At 70.1% G+C, this 18,752-nt stretch carries 19 protein-coding genes and 3 pseudogenes; 7 read left to right on the top strand and 15 right to left on the bottom strand.

The features are described 5' to 3' along the window. Positions 1-74: 74 nt before the first annotated feature. The 3 genes and pseudogenes from ABZ463_RS35885 to ABZ463_RS35895 form a co-directional block, all read right to left on the bottom strand. Positions 75-311: pseudogene (locus ABZ463_RS35885) on the bottom strand (helix-turn-helix domain-containing protein); the annotation flags it as partial. Next, complete coding sequence (locus ABZ463_RS35890) at positions 227-466, bottom strand: recombinase family protein (protein WP_362783541.1); 240 nt, start codon at positions 464-466, stop codon at positions 227-229. The pseudogene ABZ463_RS35885 and the gene ABZ463_RS35890, both read right to left, overlap by 85 nt. Further along, positions 360-854, bottom strand: a complete 495-nt coding sequence (locus ABZ463_RS35895; protein WP_362783433.1) for a recombinase family protein — start codon at positions 852-854, stop codon at positions 360-362. The genes ABZ463_RS35890 and ABZ463_RS35895 overlap by 107 nt, the downstream gene beginning before the upstream one ends. A 17-nt stretch (positions 855-871) precedes the next feature. On the opposite strand from ABZ463_RS35895, the gene ABZ463_RS35900 reads away from it, so the two are divergent. The 4 genes from ABZ463_RS35900 to ABZ463_RS35915 all read left to right on the top strand — a co-directional run bounded on the left by ABZ463_RS35900 (position 872) and on the right by ABZ463_RS35915 (position 3,983). Continuing rightward, positions 872-1,762, top strand: coding sequence for an alpha/beta fold hydrolase (locus ABZ463_RS35900; RefSeq protein ID WP_362783436.1), 891 nt, complete (start codon positions 872-874; stop codon positions 1,760-1,762). Between the two features lie 22 nt (positions 1,763-1,784). Further along, a complete protein-coding gene (locus ABZ463_RS35905; RefSeq protein ID WP_362783439.1) occupies positions 1,785-2,573 on the top strand; it encodes a MerR family transcriptional regulator in 789 nt (262 codons plus the stop codon). A 167-nt stretch (positions 2,574-2,740) separates the two neighbouring features. Then, positions 2,741-3,463 (top strand): SDR family oxidoreductase, encoded by a 723-nt coding sequence (locus ABZ463_RS35910; RefSeq protein ID WP_362783442.1) that lies wholly within the window; start codon positions 2,741-2,743, stop codon positions 3,461-3,463. Continuing rightward, positions 3,453-3,983, top strand: coding sequence for a MarR family winged helix-turn-helix transcriptional regulator (locus ABZ463_RS35915; protein ID WP_362783445.1), 531 nt, complete (start codon positions 3,453-3,455; stop codon positions 3,981-3,983). The genes ABZ463_RS35910 and ABZ463_RS35915 overlap by 11 nt, the downstream gene beginning before the upstream one ends. A 369-nt stretch (positions 3,984-4,352) precedes the next feature. Here ABZ463_RS35915 and ABZ463_RS35920 read toward each other — a convergent pair whose 3' ends face one another. From ABZ463_RS35920 to ABZ463_RS35930, 3 genes are all read right to left on the bottom strand, one after another. Next, on the bottom strand, positions 4,353-4,730 hold the full coding sequence (locus tag ABZ463_RS35920) for a GntR family transcriptional regulator (RefSeq protein ID WP_352013486.1): 378 nt from the start codon (positions 4,728-4,730) through the stop codon (positions 4,353-4,355). Next, positions 4,727-5,542: a hypothetical protein gene (locus tag ABZ463_RS35925; protein WP_352013487.1), complete on the bottom strand. Its 816-nt coding sequence runs from the start codon at positions 5,540-5,542 to the stop codon at positions 4,727-4,729. Before ABZ463_RS35925 ends, ABZ463_RS35920 begins: the two co-directional genes overlap by 4 nt. 877 nt (positions 5,543-6,419) lie before the next feature. Beyond that, positions 6,420-7,649, bottom strand: coding sequence for a serine hydrolase domain-containing protein (locus ABZ463_RS35930; RefSeq protein ID WP_362783448.1), 1,230 nt, complete (start codon positions 7,647-7,649; stop codon positions 6,420-6,422). A gap of 129 nt (positions 7,650-7,778) precedes the next feature. Here ABZ463_RS35930 and ABZ463_RS35935 point away from each other — a divergent pair, with 129 nt between their 5' ends. Next, entirely contained in the window at positions 7,779-8,678 is a 900-nt protein-coding gene (locus tag ABZ463_RS35935) for a LysR family transcriptional regulator (RefSeq protein WP_362783450.1), read from the top strand. 418 nt (positions 8,679-9,096) lie between these two features. On the opposite strand, the pseudogene ABZ463_RS35940 reads toward ABZ463_RS35935, so the two are convergent. From ABZ463_RS35940 to ABZ463_RS35955, 4 genes and pseudogenes are all read right to left on the bottom strand, one after another. Continuing rightward, a pseudogene (locus ABZ463_RS35940) lies at positions 9,097-9,267 on the bottom strand (pentapeptide repeat-containing protein); the annotation flags it as partial. Beyond that, on the bottom strand, positions 9,231-9,890 hold the full coding sequence (locus ABZ463_RS35945; RefSeq protein ID WP_362783453.1) for a hypothetical protein: 660 nt from the start codon (positions 9,888-9,890) through the stop codon (positions 9,231-9,233). The pseudogene ABZ463_RS35940 and the gene ABZ463_RS35945, both read right to left, overlap by 37 nt. Positions 9,891-10,163: 273 nt before the next feature. After that, a complete protein-coding gene (locus ABZ463_RS35950) occupies positions 10,164-10,733 on the bottom strand; it encodes an SMI1/KNR4 family protein (RefSeq protein ID WP_362783456.1) in 570 nt (189 codons plus the stop codon). Positions 10,734-11,112: 379 nt separating this feature from the next. Then, positions 11,113-11,709 carry a hypothetical protein gene (locus ABZ463_RS35955; protein WP_362783459.1) on the bottom strand — a complete coding sequence of 199 codons (597 nt, stop codon included), beginning with the start codon at positions 11,707-11,709 and terminating at the stop codon, positions 11,113-11,115. Positions 11,710-12,095: 386 nt separating this feature from the next. Between ABZ463_RS35955 and ABZ463_RS35960 the strand changes: the two are divergent. Further along, positions 12,096-12,830, top strand: a pseudogene (locus ABZ463_RS35960) (transposase); the annotation flags it as partial. A 418-nt stretch (positions 12,831-13,248) separates the two neighbouring features. Here ABZ463_RS35960 and ABZ463_RS35965 read toward each other — a convergent pair. The 3 genes from ABZ463_RS35965 to ABZ463_RS35975 form a co-directional block, all read right to left on the bottom strand. Beyond that, on the bottom strand, positions 13,249-14,184 hold the full coding sequence (locus ABZ463_RS35965) for an NADP-dependent oxidoreductase (RefSeq protein WP_362783462.1): 936 nt from the start codon (positions 14,182-14,184) through the stop codon (positions 13,249-13,251). 96 nt (positions 14,185-14,280) lie between these two features. Further along, the gene (locus ABZ463_RS35970) at positions 14,281-14,880 is read right to left on the bottom strand and encodes a TetR family transcriptional regulator (protein ID WP_362783465.1); all 600 of its coding nucleotides are present in this window, start codon (positions 14,878-14,880) and stop codon (positions 14,281-14,283) included. Then, on the bottom strand, positions 14,880-15,890 hold the full coding sequence (locus ABZ463_RS35975) for an aldo/keto reductase (RefSeq protein WP_362783468.1): 1,011 nt from the start codon (positions 15,888-15,890) through the stop codon (positions 14,880-14,882). Before ABZ463_RS35975 ends, ABZ463_RS35970 begins: the two co-directional genes overlap by 1 nt. 161 nt (positions 15,891-16,051) lie before the next feature. Here ABZ463_RS35975 and ABZ463_RS35980 point away from each other — a divergent pair, with 161 nt between their 5' ends. Beyond that, positions 16,052-16,246, top strand: coding sequence for a hypothetical protein (locus tag ABZ463_RS35980; protein WP_362783471.1), 195 nt, complete (start codon positions 16,052-16,054; stop codon positions 16,244-16,246). A gap of 37 nt (positions 16,247-16,283) precedes the next feature. Here the strand turns inward: ABZ463_RS35980 and ABZ463_RS35985 are convergent, their stop codons facing one another. Further along, positions 16,284-17,516 (bottom strand): MFS transporter, encoded by a 1,233-nt coding sequence (locus ABZ463_RS35985; protein WP_362783473.1) that lies wholly within the window; start codon positions 17,514-17,516, stop codon positions 16,284-16,286. Continuing rightward, a complete protein-coding gene (locus ABZ463_RS35990) occupies positions 17,513-18,751 on the bottom strand; it encodes a serine hydrolase domain-containing protein (RefSeq protein WP_362783475.1) in 1,239 nt (412 codons plus the stop codon). The genes ABZ463_RS35985 and ABZ463_RS35990 overlap by 4 nt, the downstream gene beginning before the upstream one ends. Position 18,752 lies beyond the last annotated feature (1 nt).

The following is an 18,752-nucleotide window of genomic DNA, read 5'->3' on the forward strand; positions in this document are numbered from 1 at the left end:
CCCGCTACGACAAACTCGCCGCCCGTTACGAGGCCAGCCTTCACATCGCCATCATCAACGACTGGCTGCTGACCTCACTTTGAGACAACTCCTAGCCGCCAGGTAGGCGCTGATCTGGGGAATCGATGTCCCGCTTCCAACTCGGCTCGCGCCGTTGGCCGTTCGGCGGCGGGGCGGCCCGTGGCGAGTTCGGGCACGCACTTGTAGATCGTGGAGCGGCTGACGTTCAGCAGCCGGGCGATCGAGGAGACGGTGGCGTCGGGCTGGGTGAGCAAGGCGCGGGCGTTCCGGACCTGCTCGGGGTCATCGCGGGCGGGCGGCCGAGTCGGGCGCCGCGAGCCTTGGCGGCGGCCAGACCCTCATAGGTGCCTTCCACGATGAGCTCGCGGATGAATTCGGCGAGCGCGGCGAAGACGTGGAAGACGAGGCGGCCGCCGGGGGTGGCGGTGTTGAGGGCTTCCTTCAGGGACTGGAAGGCGGCGCGGCTCGGTGACGATCGTGATGAGGTCGGCCAGGGAGCGGGCGAGCCGGTCGAGTGAGGGAACGACCAGGGTGTCGCCGGACCGCAGGTGGTCCAGGGCCTTGGTGAGCTCTTCGCGGTCGGTGTTCTTGCCGCTCAGCTTGTCGGCGAAGATGCGGATGCAGCCGGCGGCTTCGAGCGCGTGGGACTGCCGGTCCAGCCGTTGAGCACAGGTAGAGACCCGGGCATAGCCGACAAGCGCTTTGGAGAGGACCGCGGTTTCGGAGCCAAGGAAGTCGGCGGCGGCTTGGCGGGCTGCGGCAGGAGCCGAGCCGGCGATCGCGGATGTATGGGCGTCATGTTGCCGCGCCACTTGACCCTGACGCAGGGTCAAGCTTTCAGCATGGTGGCATGACCACGGAAACCAAGGCGATCGAGGTCGCCGAGCTGTACGACGAGCACAACAATGATGGAGGGCGGGCGGAGAGAGGCGACAGGACGATCCGGCGCTTCACGATCCACCACGACGGCGTCACAATCCCGGTGTCTTGCGGCGGTCAGGGACGACCGCTGGTCCTGTGCCCTGGCCTAAGCTCGACCCAGGCCCACCTGCGCGAGCTGATCGAGCTGCTGAGACGCGATCACGACGTGGTGACCTTCGACCTGCGGGGGCATGGCCTCGCCTCGGCCGCCGACCGGTACTCCTTCGAGGACTTCCTCAATGATCTCGTCGCGGTGATGGCGGAGCTGGGAAACCTCGGCCTCCCGACAGCGCCCGTACTGGTGGGCTACTCGCTGGGCGCCGACCTGGCCGTGCACTATGCCTCCGAGCATCCTGACACCGTCGCCGAGCTTGTTCTCATCGACGGGGCGAACCCGGTGCCCGAACCGTTCATCACCGAGGCAGCCCTGCCGGCGTTCCGCGCCATGTGGAAGGACCTGGCGACTCAGCAGGAGGCCGAGCGGGGCACCGCGCGTCAGGTGCTGCTCAGCGCCCAGGAGATCCTCGACCTGAACCTCGAGATCGACGTGATCCGGTCCGAGATCCTCGGCCGGTACAGGAACATCGACCGGCCCGTCAGTATGATCATGTCGACCTCGATGGCCGGCGACAGCGGCGAAGGGCCTGCTCCGCGGTTCAACCAGAACTGGCGTGCCGGCGTCGAGCGGCTTGTCCGCGAGCATCCGCACATTGCCACCAGCTGGCTCGACACCGATCACCAGCTGGTCTTCACCCATGCCCCGCACATCGCGCAGATCATTCTTGATGCACCGGTCTCATCCGGTCGGGCGATCTCTTGAGCGGTTCCTGGAGACTGGTCTGATGGTGACCATCGGCGAGCTGGCGTCGTACGCGGGGGTGACGGTGCGTGCGGTGCGGCACTACCACGCCAAGGGGCTGCTGCCGGAGCCTGAACGGGATAACTCCGGTTACCGCAGATACGACGCCGGCGCCGTGATCGAACTGATCAAGATCCGGACCCTCGCCGAGGCCGGGGTTCCGCTGGCGCGGGTGCGGGAGCTGCTACGGGCCGGGCAGGAGGAGTTCGCCGCGGCGGTCGCGGACATCGACAGGCAACTGCAGGCGGAGATCCGGGAGAGGCAGCGGCACCGAGAGCGAATCGCCCGGCTCGCCTCCGGGGACAGCCTGGTCCTGCCCCCGGAGGTGGTCGAGTATCTCGACCGGATGCGGGCGCTCGGGGTCGACGAGCGGATCGTTCAGGCCGAGCGCGATGGCTGGATCCCGCTGGCCGCGCACTCACCCGAGCGAGTCCCGGAGTGGATGGCACGCAAGCGGAAGCAGCTCGACGATCCGCGGCTGGTCGACTTCTATCTCATCCTGGGCCAGGCCCTTGACCGGGCCGACGACGATCCGCGGCTGATCGAGCTGGCCGACAAGCTGGCCGCCTATCTCACGCGTATGGCCGACGAGCGGGGCGAGGACTATGTCGACGACATCGATATCGAGCTGCCGCTCGTCAAGCTGATGGACACACTGGCGTTCGCCACTGTGCCGCCGGCGCGCCGGCTGATCGAACTGCTGAAGCAGCGAGGCTGGACGGGCTGGACCAAGCTCGAGCGCGTGACCTCCACACCGGGCGCGACTCCCTAGTAGCGCCAATACGCGCAGGAAGACGCCACAGCGCGGCGGTCCGAGAGCTGTCGGTGATGGCGGGCGGGGCACTGCTGGGCGGCTTGGTCCAATCGCAACAGCAACCCAGCGACGGACCGCCCCTTCTCCGCTAATCTGACTTTAGGCCTAAACTTGAGGAGGGCGGCATGACACGTGTGATCGTGGTCACCGGCGGGGGCACCGGCATCGGCAAGGCGATCGCGGCGCGCTTCGCGGCGGACGGAGACCAGGTGCTGATCATCGGCCGCCGCGCCGACGTACTGGAGAAGACCGCGGAGGAGATCGGCGGCACAGCGCTGGCGGCCGACCTGAGCGATCCGGCCGAGGTCGCACGGGTGCGCGCCGACCTGGCCGAGCGCTTCGGCGTGATCGACGTGCTGGTCAACAACGCGGGCGGCAACATCGAACGGCACGGCGGGTCCGGCGGCGTCGCGGAACGGTGGACGAGCAACTTCCGGGCCAACGTGCTGACGGCGGTGCTGCCGACCGAGGCGTTCCGCGATCTGCTGAACCCGTCGGGCCGGATCGTGTTCATCACCTCGATCGCGGCCTTCCGAGGCTCGGGTGGCACCTCCTACGGCCCGATGAAGGCGGCCCTGCACCCGTATGTATTCGACCTCGCCGCCGCCCTGGGGCCGCGTGGCGTCACGGTGAACGCGGTCGCCCCGGGACTGGTCGAGGACACCGAGTTCTTCGGCGACACCCTGAGCGAGGAACGCCGCGCGGCGCTCGTCACGCAGACCCACACCGGCAGGGCCGGGACACCGGGGGACATCGCCGAGACCGTGCACTGGCTCGCCTCGCCCGGCAGCGGGCACGTCACCGCGCAGATCATCCAGGTGAACGGCGGCGCCGAGCGTGGCCGTTGAGCCGCCACGCGACGGCGCCGATGCCATCCAGGACGCCTGGCGGCGCGAACTGCCGGGTGTTCCGGTGGAGTCGATCGGGATCGTCACCCGCGTCTGGTGGGCCGCCAAGGTTTTCGGCGACCAGCGCCGCCGCACCCTCGCGGCGCTGGGGGTGGACGTCGCGACGCTGGACCTGCTGTCCACGTTGCGGCGCTCCGGCCCGCCGTACCGGATGAGCCCGGGGGAGCTGGCCGGGGCGTGCATGGTGACGCGCGGCGCGATCACCCAGCGCGTGGAGCGGGCGGTCAGGGCCGGGCTGGTCGAACGGACCGCTGTGGGGTCGGGCTACCACGCGCGCGCGGTCACCCTCACCGAGGCGGGCGGAGCCCTGCTCGACCGCGTCGTCGCCGATCTGCTTCTCACAGAGGACCGTCTCGTCGGCCATCTCGCCCCCGAACGCCGTGAGCTCCTCGCCGACCTGCTGCGTGAACTGCTCGCCGGACTCGACGGCCCGGATCCGACCGGACAGGTCGGAGACTGAACTCCAGACTTTTGGGCTGATGACACTTTCGTTGAGACCGTGCTGCCGCTGCCCTACGGCTCACACGGCTCAGGACTCCCGAAGCTGCGGTGAGCCGCAAAGTAGACGGGCTGATCCAGCTCGGCGCGGGTTTCCGTACCGCTCGTCAGAGCCGGACTTCGGCGACCCGTCCCGGGCCGGCGTCGAGGACCGGATCGGCGGAGCGACCGGAGTCAGAGCCGTGACCTGGGGCGACGCGATTCCGCTGACCGACAGAGTCGTAGTCCTGTCCGGTCGGCCTCCTGCTTTGCCCCTGGCCGTAGCTTCGGGAGTCCTGGGCCACGTCGGCGTCGTGTGCCTGGCGACGTGACCTCTGCGGCCGGGTCGCGGTCATGACGAGGCCGGTGCCGCCGCGCCGGACGTCAGAGCCGCCTGTACGATGCGGATCGCCTCGCCCGCGTCGAGGCCGACGCTGGCGATCACGGCCGCGTACTCGGCGGCGGCCCGGCGGGCCCGCTCCCGGCCCTCCTCACCGGCCGCCGACACGAACGAGCCCGCCCGCCCGCGCGTCTCGATCAGCCCCGCCTCCTCCAGCTCCCGGTAGGCCCGGCCGACCGTGTTGACGGCCAGGCCGAGATCGGCCGCCAGGTGGCGGATGGTCGGCAGCCGGGCGCCCACGGCCAGCGTGCGGTCCTGGATCTGCCGGGCGAGCTGGGCCCGCAGCTGCTCGAACGGCGGCACCGGCGAGGCCGCGTCGATGACGATCATCGGGTGCTCATGGCCCGCCGGGCCACCGTCGCGCTCGACGGCGTCCTGACGCGGAGGGCGATGCACGCGACCATGCCCAGGACCACGTTGGCGACCGCGGCGGCGCCCCACCAGCCGGGCGCGGTGCCGAACAGCAGCACCATGGGCAGCGACCACTGCACGCTCGGCGTGGTGAGCTCGCGGGCGTCTTCGACGCGCATGATGACGTCGGCGGTCAGCGACTCCTCATCCTGCGCCACGACCGGGTGCCTGAGCAGGTGGCGCAACTGCATGGCGGTGATGGCCGTCGCGCCGAGCAGGGCGATCAGCAGGACGACGGCTGGCTGCCGCAGGGTGGGGTCGGGAACGGCCAGGGCGCTTGCGGCCAGCGCCATCGTTCCGGCGAACGTGGCGGCCGCGAAGGCGGCGTACGGCCTGCCGAGCACGGCCCGCCAGCCGGGCTGGATCAGGTGGGTGGCCCTGCGGGACAGTGTCGCGCCCGCCCGCTGGTCGACGCGTCGCACCCACCGGTCGAGCAGTGATTGTGCCAGCAGCAGCCCGGCCACCAGCGCGGTCAGGGCCAGCAGAGGCAGTGGGCGATGCGGCGGGGAGCCGCCGAAGGCGGAAGCGGCGGCGAGCGCGCTCGCGATGATCAGCACGGCCGGGATGATCTGAGCGGCCAGGCGGGCGCGTCTGCGGACCGCGAGCCGGCTGGCCAGCAGTGGGGTCGGGCGGGTGCCGGCCAGGTCGTGCATGGCCAGCCACTCGCCTGCCAGTCGCAGATCGGTCGCACGCGTCTGCGGGCCGGCGTCCGGTAACGGTTCGGGGGTCACAGCGCCTCCTTTGTCGCAAGCTTTGTATCAAGATGATGCGTCATAACTTGCGACAAAGTCAACGCCCGACCATTGTGAGATCCCTGCCGGTCGGCGAGGGCGGGTCAGACGGCATGGCCCAGGACTCCCGAAGCTACGGCCAGGGGCAAAGCAGGAGGCCGACCGGACAGAACTACGACTCTGTGCCCGGTCACCGGAACCGCATTGTTCCAGGTCACGGCTCTGACTCCGATCGCCCCGCCAATCCGGTCCCCGATGCCGACCCGGGACGGGCCGCCGAGACTCGGCCCTGGCGAGCGGTACGGAAACCCGTGCTGAGCTGGACCGGCCCGCCTGCTTTGCAGTTCGTCGCAGCTTCGGGAGCCCGCTGACCTGTGGTTAGACCGCTACTTCGCCCCTGGGCGTGGCTTTAGGAGTCCTGGGCCGACTCCGTCGCCCACATCGCAGACCTACCTGACCAGCCTGAGCCGTCACGGGCCCAGCGACTGTGCATCCACCGACGCGCCGCCAGGCCAATTGGGGCTACGTCCGCACAGTCCTCGGCCGGCGCCGACGGGTCTCCGGCTTCTGGACCGGGTGCCGTGGCCCGATCCCACCCTCGATGAGGTTTCCCACCTTCCGGGGCACGGCGCCCGACGCGGGGCCCTGCGCATCAGCGAGCGAAGTGCCCCTCATACCTTCGCGGCGGACTTGTGAATCGTGTGGGGAGCGGCCCAGGAGCACCTGCCCCATCCCGACGCCTGCGAGCCGGGCATGGATGCGGCAGGACCCGGTCTGCGCGGGATCGTCGTCACGGGAGGCGAATGAACCTCGTCGACATCACCACAACCGTAACGGGGGTGATCAACAAGAAGAAGCCCGCAAGCGTGCATCGCGGCTATGCGTCGATGGCCTGGTAGACGGTGGTCCAGAAGTCATGGATGAGCCGTGCGGGAGCGGGCACGGACAGTCCGACCTGCGTCAGCAGGATGCCGGTGACCCCGTGGCGCGGGTCGGCGTAGACCGACGTCCCGGTGCCGCCATCCCACCCGAACTGCCCGATCGGCGAGTAATCGCCGCGGTGCGTCCTGACGGCCATGCCGAACCCCCAGCCACCGTGCTGCCCCTGCCCGTACGACAGGTGCACGTTGCTGACAGCCATCTGATGGCGTAGGGCCTGCACCTCGGCCCCCAGCCGGTTGGTGGTCATCAGCTCCACCGCGGGACGCGACAGGATCCGTCGGCCGTGATGGACTCCGCCGGCCAGCAGCATCCGGAAGTAGGTGTGGTAGTCGTCCACGGTGGACACCAGCCCTCCACCGCCACGATGGAACATCGGCGGTTTGCTGAAACTGCCGCCGGCGGCTTCGTCCCACACGTGGAACTCCCCGGTGCCCGGGTCGGGCATGTAGCAGGGCGGCAGCCGGTCGATCGCGGCTTCGCCGACCCAGAATCCGGTGTCGCGCATGCCCAGCGGTTCGAAGACCCGTTCGCCCAGGAAATCGCCCAGCGTCTGACCCGTCACCCGGGCGACGAGCATGCTCAGCACGTCGTGGCTGAGTTCGTACTGCCAGCGCTGTCCCGGCTGGTAGGACAGCGGAATCCCGCCGAGGAGCCGGAGCCATGCGTCGGGGTCGACCGCGGACCCGGCCGCCGGACTGTAGTAGGCGACCTCCATAATCTTCGCGCCGATCGGCGCGGCCATCAGCGGCAGGTCGATCCCGAGCCCGAAGGTCGAGCTCAGCACGTCCCGCACCGTGATCGGGCGATGGGCCGGGACGGTGTCGTCGAGGGGGCCGTCCGGGCGGACGAGCACCTGCCGATCGGCCAGTTCCGGCAGCCATTCCTGCACCGGATCATCCAGCCGGATACGGCACTCGTCCAGCAGCACCATCGCCGCGGCCATCGTCACCGGCTTCGTGGTCGAGGCCATCCGGAAGATCGTGTCCCGGCGCATCGCCGGGCCGCCGTCGTGCCGCATCGTCCCGGCCGCCTCGACGTGGACCTCCTCACCCCGGCTCACCAAGGCCACCAAGCCGGGAATCTGCCCGGACTCGACATACCGGTTCAGCAGGCCGCGCAGTCTGGCCATCCCCGCTGTGGTGAATCCGTTACCGACGTCGCTCATCGTCACGCCTTTCCTCTCGCGCGCCTTCTTTTCGCGAGAGCCAGCATCATCGGCCCGCTCAGCAGCGGCAACGCTCAACTCGGCAACCGGCGTTAAGCGATGCTTACCGCCATCGGGGAAGATACGTCCGTGGAACTGCGCGACATCGAGATCTTCCTGACCCTCGCCGAAGAGCTGCATTTCGGTCGTACGGCCCAGCGGCTGCGGCTGACGCCGGCCCGGGTCAGCCAGTCGGTCAAGAAGCAGGAGCGGCAGATCGGGGCGCTGCTGTTCGACCGCTCATCGCACCACGTGGCGCTGACCGCGCTCGGCCGCCGCCTGCGCGACGACCTGCAGCCGGCCTACCAGGCTCTGCGCAAGGGCCTGGACAACGCCCGCCTTACGGCCAGCACCGGGACGGCGGCGGCCGACACCCCGCTCCGGCTCGGGATCGTCGGCGGAGGCCCGCTCGACGACCTGCGCCCGGTCTTCGACGAGTTCGCCTCCCGCCACCCCGAGCATCCGATCCAGCTCCGCTCGATCCCGTTCGGCAGGCCGTTCGCCGGTCTGCGCCGTGGCGACCTCGACCTCGCGGTGCTGTGGCTGCCGGTCCGCGAACCCGACCTGGCCGTCGGCCCACTCATGTTCACCGAGCCGTTCGTGCTCGCCGTCGGGATCCGGCACCGGCTGGCGCAACGCGAGTCCGTCACGTACGAGGATCTGGCCGCCGAGACCACCCTGGCCGCCGACGTCCCCGACTACTGGCGCGCCGCGGTGGTCCCGTTCAGAACCCCGAGCGGGCATCCCATCCGCGTCGGACCGACGGTCGCCGACTGGATGGAGCTGGTCGCCATCGTCGCCAACGGCGAGATCGTCGCTCCGGTCCACGCGCACGCCGTGCGCTACCACACCCGCCCCGACATCGCCTACATCCCCATCACGGGCGTGCCCGACTCGCGCTGGGCACCGGTGTGGCGCGCCGACGCCGAATCCGACGTCATCCGCGCGTTCCTCGACGTCATCACCGACCTCGGCCCTCTCCACCTGTAACGGCCGAACGCGAACGCGGCGCCTACCACGCCGTCACCGGAACGATCCGGGTGGCTGGCCCGGCGTGCACGGTCGGTGTCAGCGGCTGGGGCCTGGGCGCCGCCCACCCAGACTGCGGGCCGGTCACCTGTCGCCGGTGCCTGAAACTCACCAGTGCCGAGCCGCTTGCCGAGCAGCTGACGCTGTTCGGCGCCGGCGAGCAGGCCACACCTGCAGACGGCGGGAACACCCCTGCCTGATCCACCAGCCGCAGTCAGGCGTTGCCCGATCGTGCCTTCTCCTCTGAGGCGTCGTCGACCGGCCCCGGCTCATCAGCCGCGCTGTCTTCGACCAGACGGCCCTCGCCGCCGGACCTCACCTCCAAACGCCATCCATCCGGCCACCTATGACCCTCTAGAGGAACAGCTGTCGCGCCGAACAATCGGGCACCGCCGGTGAAGGTCGCCTCGCCGAACCATGCGCTCCCGCTGAAGGACGCCCTATAGAACCTGGCGCCCCCGGTGAAGGTCGCCCCGACAAAGATCGCCCCTGCGGAGTGGCAGCGGGTGAAGTTCAGGTTGTGAGGATGGCGCCGGTCAGGTCGACGCACATGCCTTCCCAGAACCGGGGGCTGGCCGGTTCGGCGATGCGCTCACCCGGTGCGCGGTCATCGTGGAGGTGGTCTTCCAGGATGCGCTGGGCAGTGAGGCGAACCTGAAGTTCCTCGTGCGGGTCGCGTCCGGTGGCGGGGGCGGAGGCTCCGGCGATGGCGGCGCGCGGGACGGCGGGCGCCAGGTCCTGCCGGACACCGCCGGGCGACGCCCACGGCATCCTCAGATACGCGCAGATGACGTTGACGATGGTCTGCCGGTGCCCGGGGTTGTCTTGGGCCAGGCGCTCCAGCGCGTACAGGCCGCCCAGCCGTACCGCGGCGGCCTCGTGACCGAGCTGCTCGACCGCCTTCGTGTACAGGTCGGTCACCCGGCGCTCGGTCGCGTCGTGGGTGGTGTGCGCGGCGGTGACCTCCTGGTGGTGCTGACGGCGGAAGGCCAGCATCAGCGTGACCGCCGCCCCGACCGCGGCCCCGGCGGCCGGCGCGGTGCGCAGCATCTCCCCCCGCACGCTTCCCACCCCGCCTCCGACGCCAGGGCTCGGGACGGGAACGGAGGCGGCCGGGTCGGCCAGAAGCCACCACAACGTGACGGCGACCACGACGGCCACCAGCACGGTCACGCAGACGATCCACCACAGAGCCGACCGGGGCGTATGCAACGGCGGAGGCGCCACCGTGACGGTTCGGCGAAGGGAAGGACGGAAGCGGCGACGTGGAAGTAACGGCATTGCTTTCATTCCAGCCGTCGCAGCCTGGCCCCGGCCTGATGCCGTCTGATCGTTACGGGAAGCACCTACGCCCGCAGCCTGCGGTTTCAGGAGAAATCGCCTGATCTCGGCGGCCGTGTCTGCCCTTGAGGGGTACGGGGTCTGACTACTGGCGGGCTCTCTCACTCAAGATTCGCGAATCCACCCAGCCTCCTCCACGGTCGCCCCTACGAGTCCTTCCGGCCCGAACGTGGGGCACCGGACGTGCCCGTTCAGCAGACCGACCAGCACGTCGGTGAAGGTTCCGGGATAGTGCCACCACCGGTGAAGTGTCGTTATGACGATGGTCCACTTTCCCGGGTCCGGGTCGGTGAGCCAGCAGCAGTAGTCTCCGTTGGAGGTGTTACCCCAGGGAAACAGCCCCTGGGGGGCGGGGTAAACGGGAAACGGCGGCGCCGGACGGGGAACATCGCGGTCGTCGACCAGTTCGATCTGGTCGAAGCGTTCCCCCCACCGGCGCATGTTTTCCAGCACGTCCGCCCAGCTTTGAACGTACTCCTGCGGGGTTTCGCTGGTTCCGGGATGGCCCACGAGGAGGAACTCGTCGAACTCCAGGGTGGAGTATCTCGAAGCCCAGTCCTTGTAGTCGTCCGGGAACACCAGGCCGGTGCCTTCTTCGAAGAGGGTCCAGTTCACGGGTGGAGGCGGAACACGGGATGGCCCGATGATGGCTTCAAGATCGGTGATGCTGCGCATTCAACACATTCTTCTCCGAAGCTGTTGGCCAGGAAGTGATCTTCGTTCATGTGGTGACCCGCGCTTCGCTTCACTGATGCAGGCACCTGCCGGGCGGTTACCGTCACCTCATGGCGCCGCCCGTTCCGAAGGGCTACCTTCCCAGGGGCCGCAGAGGTGTCGGGCGTTCAGCAAGCTCCGCACGGGCGCCGACCCCACCCGATCCAGGCTCTGATCAGATGCTTCCCGGCCGAGGCCGGCCGCTTGCCGAGTGGCCTGGAGCTCGGCCAGTTCGGCGAGCGCGGCGACGAACGGGGTAGCGCGCGGTCGGCGGGCAGCGTGTCCAGCTCCTGCTGCGGGCGCTCGTAGGCGGCTGGGGACACGTCCGGTAGCGCAGCCCTCACCCAGTTCGGGTCACGGTTCCGTCGAGGGTGCGGACGAAGACCGAGCCGGTGGCTGGGCTGGACTGGTAGTGGTAGGTGGCGGTGGTGACCTTGGTGCTGCCGGCGGCGCACTGGGGGTTGAGCAGGCTGGCGGTGCCTCCCGGGCGGCGGGGATAGTCGCTGCGGGGGGTGATCGTCCAGGTGTAGCCGCGCCCGGCGACGGCGGCGGTGCCGTTGAAGGCGTCCGGCTGCCCGGCGAAAACGTCCTGGATGCTGCCGCTGATGACCGCCAGGCCGCCGTTGGGCAGGCTCGGGATCACGCCGCCGGGCACCAGGGCGATCCGGCGCTGGCCATAAGGGCCGCTGCGGCCGTTCCAGAAGGTGGCCCGCACCGAGCCGGAGAAGCCCGCGGCAAGGGTGGCCGAGCGCCAGTCGGCCTGGTGGCCGCCGCAACCCGGGCCCTCGCCGACCGCCCGGGCCGCGGAGTCGGCAGCGGGTGCCGCCTTGGCGAAGGAGGAAGCGGCCTGGGCAGGTGTCGGAAAGCCGGGCACGCCGGTCAGGGTGGCCAAGGCGGTGGCCAGGGCCAGGACGGGCAGGGGCCGCAAGCGGCGCATGGGGGCTCCTTTTCTGGGCGAAGGACGTTTCCGCAGCTGATGAGCGGGCGCTCTGCCCGGGGTGTCGTGGGGATCGACGGCAACCAGTCGCTACCTATCGTAGTTAATTGACTACGTTATGGAAATACTTGGGGCCGGCCATACCACCCAGGAGCCGCCCCCCCCCGCAGTTCTTCACCCCGGACACCTCTGACCGGCCGCCGGGGGATCGGTACAGATTTTGGCGGTAGAGCTGAGGGCGGAGACGTTTCTCCAGCTCACGGCCATCAGTTCTGAGCTGGCCACATCGGGCAGAACCTGGATTCTGTCGGGGTTGCGTCCACGGAGGTGGTGTACGAGTTTGACCTGGCACAGGCATGGCGCCGGGAAATGGTGACGGCCATCGCGTGATCCTTCGAGTAGCGAAGATCAAGTTCGAAAACGTGCGCGTCCTGGTCGCCGCGGCCGTGAACGCAGGCGGCAACCGGGAGATCCTCGGGCTGGAGGTCACCTCGGCCGGGAACGGCGCCGGCTGGCTGAGGTTCCTGCGGGGCTTGGTGGCCTGCCGCCTGGGCGGGGTGCAGCTGGTCGTCTCCGACGCCCATCCTGGCCTGGTCGAGGCGATCGGCGCGACCTTGGCGGGCGCGTCCTGGCAGAGATGCCGCACCCACTACCCGCGCAGTCTGCTGCCACCGTCCCGAAGTCGGCGCAGCCGTGGGTGGCCACCTTGGTGCGCACCATCTTCGACCAGCCTGCCGCCGAGCAGGTACGCGCTCAGCACGCCTGGGTGATCGACGCGCTGGGGGCCAGGTATCCGGCCGCGTGCGAGCACCTGGAAGCCGCCCGCGAAGACCTGCTGGCCTTCACCGCCTTCCCCGAAGGAGACCTGGCGGCAGGTCTGGTCGAACAATCCACAGGAGCGGTTGAACAAGGAGATCCGCCGCCGCACCGACGTGGTCGGGATCTTCCCCGACCGGGCCGCGATCGTCCGGCTGGTCGGTGCGGTTTTGGCCGAGCAGACCGATGAGTGGACCGAGGCCCGCCGCTCCATGGGGCTCGACATCCTGGCCAAATGCCGGATGCGCGTCCTTGCCGGCGACACACCGGCCCACAACCCACTACCGCAGACACTTACCGCTTAACCTGCAGAAACAGGATCACGCGAAGGTCAGCTCGTACACCACTTCACTGGACGTGACCCGGTCTGTTTCGCGACGTGGTCGACCACCTCGTCAGGAAACTCCGCCCGCCCGCGCGGGAAGCGCCCGTGCTGCGTGAGGTACTTCAGCTTCGGCATCACAGAAGGTCAGGCTAGGGATCTTCGAGGTTTGGCGGCCTATGACACGTTGGTCAACAGCACCCCAGGCCCGCACGGCCCGCGACCATCCATGGACGTTTTCGACGCCATGGCCGAGATCCGTATGGCCGCCCAACGGGTGCTGTCACTACCGCACAAGCAGCAGGTTCGTCTCGGCCGGCCTTCGCGGTTCGACGGCGGCGACGGTTTCTTCCGTGGTGACGACGTTTCGGGAGTCGTGTGCGGCCCTCCGCGAGGGCCGGTCAGCCGAACCGTAGGACGAACCGCCCGCGAACGCCACGCCGTTCGAGCGAGCGATGCGCGTCGCCGGCTCGGGAGGCCGGCAGTTCGCCGGCCACGCGGACGGTGAGCAGTCCCTCACCGGCGAGTTCGGCGAGCCGGTCGAGCTTGGCCGCGGCCTCGACGTAGTGGCGGACGAAGATCGGGACGACGCGGACCCGGCCGGTCCCGTCGCCCTGGTAACCGCGGAGGGTGGCGACGGTGCCGCCGTCCTTGACGGCAGGGAGTACGGCGGCCTCCAGCACGGCGGCGTCGACGAGCCCGTCGACGCCGCCCGGGTGGAGGCGGCGGACCATCGCGGCGAAGTCGTCCCCCCGCGGCACAGTCTCGTCGGCTCCGCACTCGCGGACGAAGGTCTCGTCCTGCCGGGCGGCGTCGGCGACGACGACCAGTCCGGCCTGCTTGGCGAGCTGGACGAAGTACCCGCCGACGGTACCGGCCGCACCGGTGACGGCGACCGTCGCGCCGGCCGGGAGCGCCAGCGTGTCAAGTGCGAGCCGGGCGGTGAGCCCGTTCATCGGGATGGTGGCGGCCTGAACGTCCGAGAGCCCGGCCGGGATCCTCGCGACCGAGCGTGCCGGCACGACGAGGTCTGCCCGGTAGCCGCCGTGCGCGCCTGAGGGCACCACGATGGCCATGACGGTGTCCCCGATCGCGAACGGACGGTCGACAGCGGGGCCGATCTCGGTGATCACACCGGCGACCTCCATGCCCGGCACCCGCACCGCGTCCGCCTCATCCTGCCGCGGACGAGAACGGATCACCGTGTCGACCGGGTTCACCGTGGCGCTGCTCACCCGGATCCTGACCTGACCGGGACCGATCGGTTCGGCCACCAGGTCGAACTCGCCAAGAGCGTCGGGTCCGCCTGGCCGGGTCACTCCGATTGCTTGAACCATGGTCGTTCGTACTCCTTGTTCGTTGCCGCCGGGGTGGCGGTGGGCAGGGCCGACCATGCCGTTGACGAGTCGCGGCGGATGATCGACCCGGTTCGGCTACGGCGATGCGGGGGCGTGAAGACCCTCGAGCAGCAGGCTGCACACCTCGTCGAGCTCGGCGCCGACGCCGGGGTTCTGCCATTCGGCCGCGTGGGCGAGATGGTGGAACTTGGCAGTGGCGTTGAAGACCACGCGGGCGGTGGCCGCCGCGTCGTCGGTGCGGAGGCTGCCGTCGGCGGCGCCGTCAGCGATGATGGCCGTCAGCTGGCCCAGGAGATCGGCGACGTGGTCGGTGGCGACGCTGCTGTGCGCGGCGGCGAGGATTCCATAGGCGGCGAACAGCTCCGGGTCCTGGCGAATCTTGGCCTGCTTCACGGCCAGGACGGCGTGCAGCCAGGTACGCAGCCGCCGCGCCGGCGCGACCGCGCTGTCGGCGGCGATGACGGCGAGGGCGTCGCGGTTGCGGTCGAGCCAGCGCCGGGTCACGGCCTCGCGCAGCGCCTGCTTGGAGGGGAAGTGCTTGTAGACGGCGGCGTGGCTGACCCCGAGTGCCCGGGCGACGTCGACGACCGTTGCCTTGTCCGGTCCGTGGCGCCGCAGGATCTCCTCGGTGGCTGCCAGGATGGCGTTCGCGTCCAGCGGGGTTCGGGCGGGCATCAGCGTCCGCCGCCCGTTCGCTCGCTGTCCAGTAGCGCGAGCAGGGCGGGGGCGTAGCGTTCTCCCGCGACCGCCCCTCGGGGGACGGCCTGCTCAATCGCGTCCAGGTCGTCCTCGGTCAACCGCAGACCGGTGGCGTCCACCGCCTCGGTGACGCTGTGCGGCCGGCTGGCCCCGACCAGCGCGACGATGTCCCGGTGCACGCGACCCTGTGCGAGCACCCACGCGATCGCGAGCTGTGCGACCGTGACACCGCGGGAGGTGGCGATCTCCCGCAGCCGTTCGACCAGCGCGAGGTTGGTCTCGATGTTTCCGGCGGCGAAGCGGGGCAGGTGCCCGCGATGCCGTGCGTCGCCGGCCGACGGCCGCCACGTCCCGGTCAGCATTCCCTGGGCGAGTACCCCGTAGGCGGTGACGCCGATGCCCAGTTCGCGGCAGGTGGGCAGGATCTCGTCTTCGGCACCGCGGCTGAACAGTGAGTACTCGATCTGGACGTCGGTGATCGGGTGCACGGCGTGGGCGCGGCGGATCGTCTCGGCGCCGACCTCGGACAGCCCGATGCCGCGCACGTAGCCCTTCTGCACCATCTCGGCGACGGCGCCGACGGTCTCCTCGATCGGGACAACGGGATCCAGCCTGGCCGGGCGATAGATGTCCACATAGTCGATGCCCAGCCGCTGCAGCGAGTAGCCCAGGAAGTTCGGGATCGCGTCCGGTCGGCCGTTGATGCCGCGCACGCTGCCGTCCACGCCGAACAGCGCGCCGAACTTCACGCTCACCACGGCGCGGTCGCGATCGGCGGATCGCAGCGCCTGCCCGATGAGCGTCTCGTTGTGCCCCATCCCGTAGTGGTCGGCCGTGTCGATGAAGGTGATCCCGGCGTCGAGCGCGTTGCGAAACGTCGCGATGCTCTGTTCGTCGGCGCTGTGCCCGTACGCGCCGGACATGCCTGCGCAACCGAGCCCGACCGCCCCCACATGGACGTCGGCGCCGAGTGTTCTCTGCTCCATGCGAGAAACAGTAAGCAGGCTGGTAACAGATGTCAAAACTTGTAACCTGACACCTTGGTCGTTACGGGGCCAGAGCGTGGCGGTCTCTTCGAGGTCAAGGCTTCGGACCTGTCCGGTTCACGGCGCCGCTGGATGCCCCGGAACCGAACCTGGCCGAAGGAGTGCGGCCGGTTCTCAAACGGGGCCCGGCCAACCTCGCTCCCCATGACGCCGAGCGGCTCACCACACTGGTCAAGACCAGGCTCGAACGGATGCGGTACCGTCCTGCGCTGCTCGACGGCTTCGTCGCCCGGGCTGGCCTGCCCCTCGAACCGCCGCGGCTTCAGCCTTTCAACCTCAGATGCTCTCCCGGCTGACGTTCGGTGACGTTTCCCGCGAGGGCCTGAGTTCGCTTTAGCCGGTGGTGGGGAAGCGACGGAGTGCCGGGGTGAGCGTGGTCGCCAGCGCGATGACGCTGAGGGCGGCGGCGCAGCTCAGTATGCCGCCGGGCCCCGCTCCACCGGCGGTCATGAGGGCGCCGCCGAGCAGCGGCCCGAGCGCCGCCGCGCCGCCGGAGCACAACCCGACGATGCCGGTCAGCCGGCCGCGCAGCCTGTCCGGAGTGACCGTGATCTGGTACGTCAGGATCGTCGTGTTCGCCAGCGGCGCGAAGAACGCGGTACAGCCCAGCAGCAGCCCCAGCGGCAGGCCGCCGGGCACGAGCGCCATCAGCCCGGTCAGCAGGGCCGTCATCCACGAGAAGCCGATGATGACGACCGGAGCGGGCAGCAGGGCGTGCAGCCGGTCGGCCAGCGCCGCGCCGAGCAGCCCGCCCGCGCCCATGCAGGCCATGGTCAGGCCGATCACGCCCGCGCCCACCTTGTCCTCGTGCGACATCGCCAGCACGATGATCATCAGTGCGGTGAACACGAGGTTGGACACCGCCATCCACACCAGCGTCGTCCTGATCAACCGCTGCCCCAGCACCCACCGGAGCCCGGCCACGAGATCCCCTCCCGCGCCCCGGGCGGGCTCCGCGGGCGCGGGGCGCGCGGGCAGCCGGAGGAACATCAGCGCCGCGAACGAGAGCGCCAGCATCAGGCCGTCCAGCGCGAACGGCATCGCCTGCTCAACCGCGAACAGGAACCCGGCGAGCGCCGGGCCCAGCAGCGTCGCGATGAACGGTCTCGCCGTGTTGGCCGCGACCGCCCGCGACAACTGGGACTCCGGTACGACCTGCGGAAGCGCGGCCTGCTCCGCAGGTTCGAAAGCCGCCCCGAGCAGCCCGTCGATCAGCGCCACGAGCAGGACGTGCGGGAACGAGAACGCGTCCAGCCAGACGGCGACCGCCACCGACGCCACGGCCAGCGCCCGGCCGCCCTGGCACAGCAGCAGCGTCCTGCGCCTGTCCCACCGGTCGGCGATCACACCGGCGGGCAGGTTGGCCAGCATGTGACCGGCCGCGACCAGCGACGAGGCCAGCCCGGCCTGCAACGCGGAGCCCGACATGGCCAGGATCAGCAGCGGGAACGCGACGAAGTTGATCTCGTTGCCGAACTCCGACAGGAACTGTCCGCTCCACAGGATCGCGTAACGCCTGTTACGCGCGAGCGGGGGAGCGACGGTCTCCACGGCGGCTTCCTTCATGCTCCGGGGCTCCCCGCCCGGCGAGCCAAACGGCCTGACACCTGGATCAGGTCGATGTCGCCGCCCAGGGTGATGAACCGCCCCGCGTGGCCCTCGCCGATCTCGAACACCCCGCCCCGGTAGCAGGTGATCGGCCCTGCCGACCGCAGACGCAGCCCGCCGCCGCCGCTGGTGACCTCGAAGGCCGATCCGCCGTTCACGTATGTGCCCGTGCACCCGGGCGGCGGCGCCACGGGTGGTCCCGAGCCCGCGAGCGGGCGGTGGTCGCCGGGGGCGATCCCGTGGAGGGCCAGCCGTTCGGTGAGGTCGCGCCACAGGGCGAGCCCGGTGTCCGCGTTCGTGGTGAGCGCGACGACGGTTCGTTGCGAGGGCTCGAACCTCAGATGGCAGGAGGTGCCCTCGCCGGTGCCGTCGTGGCCGTACCAGTCGAGGCCGTCGCGGTGGTGCGCCGACCAGCCCAGGCACCAGCCGTCCGCCAGCCCGTACGGCCCGATCTCGATCCCGGCCAGCTGATCCTCGCGCAGCTCGTGAAGGGTACGCCGGTCGAGCAGGACGGGCAGGTCAGGGTCGGCCAGGTGGAGCCGAGCCAGGGTGACGAGGTCGGTCGCGCTCAGCGCGAGCGCGCCGGAAGGGGCCTGACCGGGGGTCTCCTGCTCCTGCGCCACCGGCACCACGCGACCTGTCGCCGGATGCACGCTGTGGCCGGTCGCGGTACGGCGACCGGTACGCCGTCCCGTCGCGTACGACGCTTCGATGCCCAGCGGGGTCAGCAGTAGTTCCTCGACCGCCTCCCACCAGGTCATCCCGGTGACCTGCCCGACCAGGCGGCCCACCAGCTCGTAGCCGAGGTTGGAGTAGGAGAACGCCCGGCCCACCCGCAGAACGGCGGGGTGCCGTACGTCGCCGTCGGCGGCCAAGCCCGAGGTATGACTGAGCAGGCCACGCAGAGTCACCCCTTCGACCCCGCCGGGCAGCGGGCCGTCGAAGGTCAGGTCACCGTCGTCGGCCAGCATGGCGGCCAGCGTGGCCGTGAACGGCTTGGTCAGCGAGCCCAGCGGGAACGCCGTCGCCTCCGTCACGGCCGCCTCGCCGCCGTGGGTCTCGACGCCGTACCTGGCGCTCACCGTACGGCCGCCGTGGCGGACGGCGAGCTGCGCGCCCGGGACGTGGTGCTCGCGCGCCAGTTCGGCCAGCAGGCCGGCCAGCGCGGTGGCGGGGAGGGCGAGAACGTCCATG

The sequence above is a fragment of the Streptosporangium sp. NPDC020145 genome (assembly GCF_040631275.1).
Classification (GTDB): domain Bacteria; phylum Actinomycetota; class Actinomycetes; order Streptosporangiales; family Streptosporangiaceae; genus Streptosporangium.